Origin of the sequence: Maribacter sp. (assembly GCA_020629415.1) — a bacterium.
Lineage (GTDB): Bacteria > Bacteroidota > Bacteroidia > Flavobacteriales > Flavobacteriaceae > Maribacter > Maribacter huludaoensis.
Genome location: JAHDDL010000071.1, coordinates 1 through 8,048 on the forward strand (window position 1 = coordinate 1; position 8,048 = coordinate 8,048).

Consider the following 8,048-nt stretch of genomic DNA (forward strand, 5'->3'; position numbering starts at 1 on the left):
ATCGCTAATTTAACTAACGAATCTATAATTATTGTAACATAATGACAGTAACCCTAGTTACACTTGCGTTAAATACATTAACTTAATTTTTATTACTATATAAAAATGTAGAAATTAGTACGTGTAGATTCAAACCAATTTAACAATCATTTCAAATACTGAAACACATGAAAAAAACACTTCTTTTATTAATAACTATTATGGCCATACAACTTACTACCGCTCAAGAATGGACGACCCCGATCATAAACGGTTACGGAAAAATTAAAGAATTCAAAGATGTAGCAGTTCAACCCGATGCTTCTAAAAAATATAATATCGTTTTTGACCTTAAGGATGACCGTGAAATGCATGGTACCAATATTGGTTATTTTAAAATTGCCCGTTTAATAAATATGTTAGGCTCGGGCGGTGTTTCCGCTGACAATATAAATATTGTTGCTGCCATACATGGTGGTGCAACATTCACGGCTTTAAACGACAAAAAATACAAAGCTAAATATGAGAAAGAAAACCCTAATGTAGAGGTTATACAGCTTTTAAAGGACTACGGAGTACAATTCTATGTTTGTGCTCAAGCAACAGCTTCTAGAGGTATTGGAGCCGAAGATCTTAACCCAAATACACAACTTGGTCTTTCTGCAATGATGGTGCTGGCCAATTATCAATTAGATGGTTATATCTTAATGCCATAACCAGCGAACTATATGGATTTTTAACACTTTTCTTTTGATTTAGGTAACCTTTGTAACGTAAGAAAAACACACCGTTTCGTATCTTTATATCCATATTTAAAACAGGTGGATTATGGAAAATATAGATGCTGCAAGACTACAAATGGCGTTTACCCTTATTTTCCATATTGTGTTCGCCTGCATTGGTATGGTTATGCCATTTTTTATGGTGGTATCCCACAAAAAATGGTTGAATACACGCAATCCCATTTACCTTACACTCACAAAATCATGGCAAAAAGGTGTTGCCATTTTCTTTGTTACAGGTGCCGTATCCGGTACTGCACTTTCCTTTGAACTAGGTCTCTTGTGGCCTGAATTCATGAAATATGCAGGTCCTATTATAGGAATGCCATTTTCATTAGAGGGTGCAGCTTTTTTTGTGGAGGCCGTTGCTTTAGGATTTTACCTTTACGGATGGAAAAAAATTCCTGAAACTTTTCACTGGTTCACCGGTATCATTGTAGGTATATCTGGAGTAATGTCCGGTATTTTAGTAGTTTCCGCCAATGGTTGGATGAACGCACCTTCCGGTTTTGATTACATTAATGGCGAATTCTTAAATATAGATCCGGTAAAAGCACTATTTAATCCTGCATGGTTTACCCAAGCTTTGCATATGACCTTAGCCGCTTTTACGGCTACAGGATTTGCCGTAGCAGGTATTCATGCTTACCAAGTTTATAAAAAACGTAATATTGAGCTTCATAAGAAAGCATTTAAAATAGCCATAACATTTGCCGCCATAGCTGCTATTCTACAGCCTTTAAGCGGAGATCTTTCTGCCAAGGATATTGCAGAAAGGCAACCCGTTAAGTTGGCTGCCATGGAAGCGCATTACGAAACCAAAAAAGGAGCTCCGCTCTATATTGGCGGAATTGTGGATAACGAAATTCAAGAGGTCAAGTACAAGCTGGAAATTCCCAATGCCCTATCCTTTCTAGCTTTTGGTGATTTTAATGCCGAAGTAAAAGGATTAAATGATTTTCCTAAAGATGAGCAACCTAATGTTGCCATGGTCCATTACGCTTTTCAGACCATGGTGGGATTAGGCTCTCTTTTATTGATAGCGGGTATGCTATTTTTTGTAGCCAAGTACAAAAAGAAATCTTGGTTCAATATGCCAAAATTCTGGTTGTTGTTTGCTCTTTTAGCTCCATTGGGCTTTGTTGCCCTTGAAGCTGGTTGGATCGTTACCGAAGTTGGTAGGCAACCTTGGATCATACACAACATTATGAAAACCAAAGATGCCGTTACCCCAATGCCAGGTATTGTATTTAGTTTGTACACTTATATAGCTGTATATACCATATTGACCATTGCGGTAACATGGTTAATGGCAAGGCAAATTAAATTCTTGAACAGTGTTAAAACCAATGAAGCATGATCTACGTTGTACTAGCCTTTCTTGCCATTTCTTTATTGCTCTACGTTTTACTGGCAGGAGCAGATTTTGGCGCGGGAATCATTGAGTTGTTCTCCTCTAAAGAAAACCAAGCTATCAATAAGAAGACCGTCTACCAAGTAATGGGTCCAGTTTGGGAGGCCAACCATATTTGGATTATTATTTTAATCGTGATTCTATGGATCGCCTTCCCCCATTACTACAACATTTTAGTGCTCGCACTACATATTCCATTGACCCTGGTGTTACTGGGTATAACCCTTAGAGGTGTGGCCTTTGTATTTCGATATTATGATGCCTATAAAGACAGTTCACAAATTTTATATGATTGGATGTTTAAAACCTCTAGTCTAGTTACCCCAATATTCTTAGGCCTTACCATGGGCGGCGTGGTCAGTGGAGACATTATTAATCCATCACAGATGGAAAACCATAGTTTTTTGGAAGTTTATGTACACTCTTGGTTCAATGTTTTTTCCATTTTAACGGGATTCTTTTATGCAGCCCTTTGTGCTTTCTTGGCATCGGTATTTTTAATTGGTGAGGTAGATGACACCAGTAAATCCATGTACATGAGAAAAGCCTCTATAGCAACTATAGTAGTAGTTTCTTTGGGTTTTATAACATTGGCATTTGGGTATTTGTCAGGTATCGCTTTTGTTGTAGATTTCATTAGTAACATCTGGTCTATCTCTGCCATTGTAGTTTCCGGTATTTTATTACTTCCGCTTTGGAAAAGTATTAAATCCGGTAGAAGAATCATCTCTAGGGCATTGGCAGGCATTCAAATATTCTTTATTCTATTTGCGGCTACCATTACGCATTTTCCAAACATACTTTTCACCACCACAGGTAGCATTAGCATTTATGAACAACCTGTTCCTGATAGTGTTATGAACGTTTTGGGCATTTCTTTGCTTGTAGGCGGTGTCTTAATTATTCCGGGGCTTTTCCATTTACTCAAATCTTTTAAATTGATCAAACTCTTAGAGCGCTAACTTGTGTAACATTGGTTACCAAGCAAGTGTTTTAAATTCCATTTCTTTGCGTTTCAAAATATGACTATGAATTTGATTTACGATCCTTGGCCATGGTATGTGGCCGGACCTTTAATTGCCTTAACCATGTTTGTACTACTGTACATAGGCAAACAATTTGGCATGTCTTCTAATCTTAGAACCATGTGTTCTATTGGTGGTGCCGCAAAATATTCCGATTTCTTTAAGTTCGATTGGAAAGCGCAACAATGGAATCTAATTGTTGTTCTTGGTGCTGTTATTGGCGGATTTATCGCTTCTCAATTTATGTCCAACAATACGGTAAAAATAAATCCTGAAGTTGCACAACAACTTTCAACGGATTACGGAATTGAGAGCGCGGGTGAAGCTTATTTACCTACGGAGCTTTTTGCCTCTGAAAACCTAACTGATCCATTTGTACTTGCCGTGCTAATTTTAGGCGGATTCATGGTCGGGTTTGGTGCTCGTTATGCGGGTGGTTGTACCAGTGGTCACGCTATATCCGGACTAAGTAATTTACAGTTGCCTTCTTTAATTGCCGTGATAGGTTTCTTTATTGGAGGCTTGGTTATGATTCACCTTTTATTCCCACTAATTTTTAGCTAACATGAAGTATTTAAGTTATTTGACCATAGGTATATTTTTCGGCATCATCATGTATAAATCTGAAGCTGCTTCGTGGTTTCGTATTTATGAAATGTTCCAATTTGGCTCTTTCCATATGTATGGCATTATTGGCTCTGCCCTTGTTTTAGGGGTAATAGGCGTTCAGATTATTAAAAGAAATAACATCAAAGCCATTGGAGGAAAAGAAATGAACTTGCACCCCAAAAGAAAAGGTGTTACCAATTATTTGATCGGTGGAATCATTTTTGGATTAGGATGGGCGTTGGCAGGTGCTTGCCCAGGTCCTATGTACGTGCTTGCAGGCGCTGGTTACTTTTCTATCTTAATCGTAATTGCAAGTGCTATTCTAGGCACATTCGTTTACGGTTTGCTAAAGGACAAACTACCACATTAAAACTGATTTAACTTTGGGATGATAATTTTGGAGACAACCATAACCATCCAATTCCCAATAGAAACAATATATAAAGCAATAGTAGCGATATAGGACGGTTTACCACAACTGTCCTATTTTCTTTTATTTCTTTGCCAAACTGTTTTGTATTCGCTTCTCTTTTATGAGATGCACTTAAAGATTTCCAATCATCGGCATTATAAACGTAATAGGAAAATTGAGTGGTACTGTCGCCTTCTACTTCCAAAGTATTCCACCCTGCTTTCTTCGGATATGTAGTACCCGAATATTTAAAAGATACGCTTGCATCTTGTAGCAATGGAATACGTTTTTCTTCAGTATTTATTATCTGAAAATCTTCCAAACCGGTACGTAATACAAAAGAGAAAGGCTCGCCCACTTTTGGCAATTCCGTTTGCCATTGCCATGCTACCGCCTGTTCTTTTCGTTGTACGATTTTATCTAAAATTTGAGTCCAAATGCTTTTATAGGCTTGATCCTTTCCCTGCAACAATAATTGATAACTATTTAACAATGTTGTGGTTGCAACTCTACCCAAGCCCAATTGCTTGTAATACGATAATTTTCCAAGTTCATTTGAATCTATAGCATTCACAGCGAATGTTTCATTAAATGTAAATGGATATTTTTCTATGTTAACGGTACTATTGGGCAATTGCACCTCATTTACGCCATCGCTTTTAAAACTAAAATATGGCATTGCTTTACCAAGTTTAAACAGCAGTTCGGTTGGTTGAATAAACAAGCCTAATCCATTTTCACGTATGCTATGTTCAAAGCGATTTTTTACCGTTTTTCCGAAATTGAAATAGGTTTCGGTATCTGTAATGACCACATTGAACTTACTTAAGTTCTCCTCGGTAAATTGATAAATTGGCGATGCTTTGGTATTAAAATACTCGAACTTATACTTGCCTTTTGTCAACTGACTACGAACCGTAACTTCATACCCCTGATCCGCTAAAAAATTCTTGAGGTATTTTGTTTCAAACGTTGGAAAGGTGTTTACGATCAACACACGAATAGGTTCTTTTTTACGAATTGTAATTGGGAGCGGTTTCGATGCTAACATCTTGCCCACACTATCTTTTTCGGATAACCGAAAAATAAAATCACCACTAACTTTTGGCACTGTTTTTAAAGAAAAATTTTGCGAACTCTTATCTTCTAAAGAAATAGAATCCAATCCGTTACCACGTGAATCTTGCAATACCAAAATGGAACCTAGTTTCGGTTTAGCATAAGTTCCGTTCAGCCTAAACTCATCCCCTAAAACAAGGTGATCATTACACTTTACCTTGGTAATTCCTGATGTAATTTCGTTAGTTAAGTAGCTTGTGGGTATACTATCAAACTTATAAAAATCGTAGGGTGCTACCCCATCGCCAATAACAACCAGACTTGTGAGCGAATCTAAAGCCCTACGAACCGATTGTTTTGGATTATATTCCAATACCTGAATCCCCTCATAAATAGCCTCTAAACTATCTTGTTGTGCCGTTCGGTAACCTTCGGTTAAAAGCAGTCCTTGCTTGTGCTGTACTTCTACTTCTTTGCTAGGTTCTAAAATAATTAAAATTAAGGCGAACAGCGTTATAAATGCAACTATAGCATTTAAAGTAAACCTGCCCTTGTTTTGAGTTTGCCATTCCTTAAAAATAAAAGCAGCAAATACCAATACACCACCTAAAATTATAGGTAGTAGCAATTCTTTCTGAATAAACGAAACTCCATCAATCATACACTTCCAATTGTTTTAGAAATAGTGAATTGATTTCGTCTCTGTACACTTTTTCAAATCCGGGTACCTGCGGCGTACTTGGCAAAGCCAGTAACAATCCTTTTTGAACGAATCGGTAATTTTCAATGGTTCTTCCTGTGTTGTTCTCTATACTTTTTAGCCCTTGCAGTACCTGCAAATATTTACTCGGGTTTTCTATTGCCAATTGTGCCAGTTTGTTGCCTGCAGCGGTAAAAAGTATAGTATCATCCTCTTTAAACTTCTGTTCGCCATGTACCAACTGTTCCAATCGGCTAACTGCGTTTATAATGGCTTCAAAAGGTTGGTCTGCACTAGTAGTTTCGTTTTTACTATAATTTTTAATGTCCTTTATTTTTCCGGTAAGCCTATTTTCCTCCTTAATCGGTGGCGGGTCAAATCCTATGCGATGTACATAAATACGGGCACTGTTCTTTATTTCTTGAATATATTTTAAAGCGTCGTATTGAAACGGCAACGACTTTTCTGGTTCGTATAATCTCAGATATAATTCGGCATCCCACATGATACTTAATGCCTTTCTTAATTTGGTTTTTAAGGATTCTTCAAACAAGGTAGATTCTTCTGGATCATCATGATTATGCAGGTAATCATGCAAAGGGTCTTCTGGTTCTTCGCTTGTTTCTTCATGTTCGTGCCCATGCTGTTCTACCAAGTTATGCTCGTTATCACCATCATGGTCATGCATAAATTCTTTGAGTATATTTTCTTGATCTTCAGCATGATCATGGTCTTCACCTTCTTTATGACTTTCGATCACGGTAGGTGCTTCTTCCATCTCAGATTCATCGCCCATGAACTGGCCGTATTTTAGGCGCAACGCTTTTTGGTCAAACCCCAATTCATTACTTCTCGATTTAAATTCTTGAATTGAAATGCTGGGTTTATCCTTTATTAATTTCTCGGTGTCAATAATTAATTGTCGCTGACTTCTAAAATAATCGGGCATTTGGTCTACGCCTAAAGTTCCTTCTACACCAAATTGCTCTCCCACAGTATCTTTGATTACTGCAAAATACGTTTCGCTACGTGCCACATTACGCTTCGGCTGTTTTTCATCAAAGGCTTCTATATAAAAATATAGCTCATCACCCACTTCCATTTTCAAGGCATTCAGATCTAGTGTTTTGGTGGCTCGTGTAGATTTGGTTCCTTTTGAAATGGCTTCCTCAAAATTCAATTTTTCTTCCCTAAACTTTACAGACTCTCCCGTGCCTTTACTTACCGTTGCAATAATGTAGCTTTCATCAATTCCAAAATCATCTGTAATGGTACTTTGCAGTTCTACCAATTTTTTATCGGAAAAATCAAAATAGGTGTATTGCTCCAATCCTAAAATCTCTATTTCGGGCGGATTATCCGCTGCTGCCTCCAAAGAAAATAAATCGGATGTAAACTCTGTTCCGTCTTCATTTTTAAATTTAAAACTATAAAAACCTGATGCTGTTAAAGGCAATTGCACTTGATAACCTGTTTCTGATTTTTGCATGGGTATTAAATCGCCCATCACATCTAATACCGGTGCTACAACTGCAGCATCAAATTGTAACCTCCATTGAATTTTAGCCCCGGTAACTGCCTTTATATTTGGGTCTGCTGTAGTTTTACTCCCTAATCTTGTGTAAGGTGGATAAATAACCCGTATTTCCTGCTTTTCAATTGCCGGAATACTGTTTTTAGCTTGTACACTATCCGTTGCCACGAATTGAATTTGCTCGGTATTTTTCGGATTGTTCAGCTCGTCTACAACCCCGCGAAATATAGCCAACTTGTGCAATACAAAGCCGAGTAATAAACAACCTAACATGACTGAAAAAGCTTGTTTTAGGGCGTTTGGCGGAGTTATATCTCCCAATCTTTTGGTGAGCTCTTCCGAAACCTTATAGCGTTGTAATCTGGCTAAATTGGATAAATTGTCTTCTGGTTGTAATAACAATCCCGTGCTAAATGAGGCTTCTGAAACGTGAGCATCTATATAGGAACTTGTTGCGTTCAAATTATGCTTCCAAGGCTTTTTTATGAAGACAAAAAATAACACGCTTACAATAAATAATGCCAAGCCAAACCA

General features: G+C 37.5%; 7 protein-coding genes. 5 read left to right on the forward strand and 2 right to left on the reverse strand.

From position 1 onward, the window contains the following. The first annotated feature begins 167 nt into the window (after window positions 1–167). The 5 genes from QZ657_RS16845 (at window position 168) to QZ657_RS16865 (ending at window position 4,179) form a co-directional block, all read left to right on the forward strand. Complete coding sequence (locus QZ657_RS16845) at window positions 168–695, forward strand: DsrE family protein (protein ID WP_291968198.1); 528 nt, start codon at window positions 168–170, stop codon at window positions 693–695. Window positions 696–807: 112 nt separating this feature from the next. Further along, window positions 808–2,121: a cytochrome ubiquinol oxidase subunit I gene (locus tag QZ657_RS16850; RefSeq protein ID WP_291968199.1), complete on the forward strand. Its 1,314-nt coding sequence runs from the start codon at window positions 808–810 to the stop codon at window positions 2,119–2,121. Then, a complete protein-coding gene (locus QZ657_RS16855; protein ID WP_291968200.1) occupies window positions 2,118–3,137 on the forward strand; it encodes a cytochrome d ubiquinol oxidase subunit II in 1,020 nt (339 codons plus the stop codon). The genes QZ657_RS16850 and QZ657_RS16855 overlap by 4 nt, the downstream gene beginning before the upstream one ends. Window positions 3,138–3,203: 66 nt before the next feature. After that, on the forward strand, window positions 3,204–3,764 hold the full coding sequence (locus QZ657_RS16860; protein ID WP_291968201.1) for a YeeE/YedE family protein: 561 nt from the start codon (window positions 3,204–3,206) through the stop codon (window positions 3,762–3,764). A gap of 1 nt (window position 3,765) precedes the next feature. Further along, window positions 3,766–4,179, forward strand: a complete 414-nt coding sequence (locus tag QZ657_RS16865) for a DUF6691 family protein (protein WP_091603114.1) — start codon at window positions 3,766–3,768, stop codon at window positions 4,177–4,179. Window positions 4,180–4,186: 7 nt separating this feature from the next. Here the strand turns inward: QZ657_RS16865 and QZ657_RS16870 are convergent, their stop codons facing one another. After that, window positions 4,187–5,941: a hypothetical protein gene (locus tag QZ657_RS16870; RefSeq protein ID WP_291968202.1), complete on the reverse strand. Its 1,755-nt coding sequence runs from the start codon at window positions 5,939–5,941 to the stop codon at window positions 4,187–4,189. Further along, a partial coding sequence (locus QZ657_RS16875; protein WP_291968203.1) for a tryptophan-rich sensory protein occupies window positions 5,934–8,048 on the reverse strand: 2,115 nt, incomplete at its 5' end. The genes QZ657_RS16875 and QZ657_RS16870, both read right to left, overlap by 8 nt.

Coding starts and splice junctions, on each gene's coding strand:
- QZ657_RS16855 (WP_291968200.1), top strand. CDS start 2,118: ATGATCTACGTTGTACTAGCCTTTCTTGCCATTTCTTTATTGCTCTAC.
- QZ657_RS16860 (WP_291968201.1), top strand. CDS start 3,204: ATGAATTTGATTTACGATCCTTGGCCATGGTATGTGGCCGGACCTTTA.
- QZ657_RS16865 (WP_091603114.1), top strand. CDS start 3,766: ATGAAGTATTTAAGTTATTTGACCATAGGTATATTTTTCGGCATCATC.
- QZ657_RS16845 (WP_291968198.1), top strand. CDS start 168: ATGAAAAAAACACTTCTTTTATTAATAACTATTATGGCCATACAACTT.
- QZ657_RS16870 (WP_291968202.1), bottom strand. CDS start 5,941: ATGATTGATGGAGTTTCGTTTATTCAGAAAGAATTGCTACTACCTATA.
- QZ657_RS16850 (WP_291968199.1), top strand. CDS start 808: ATGGAAAATATAGATGCTGCAAGACTACAAATGGCGTTTACCCTTATT.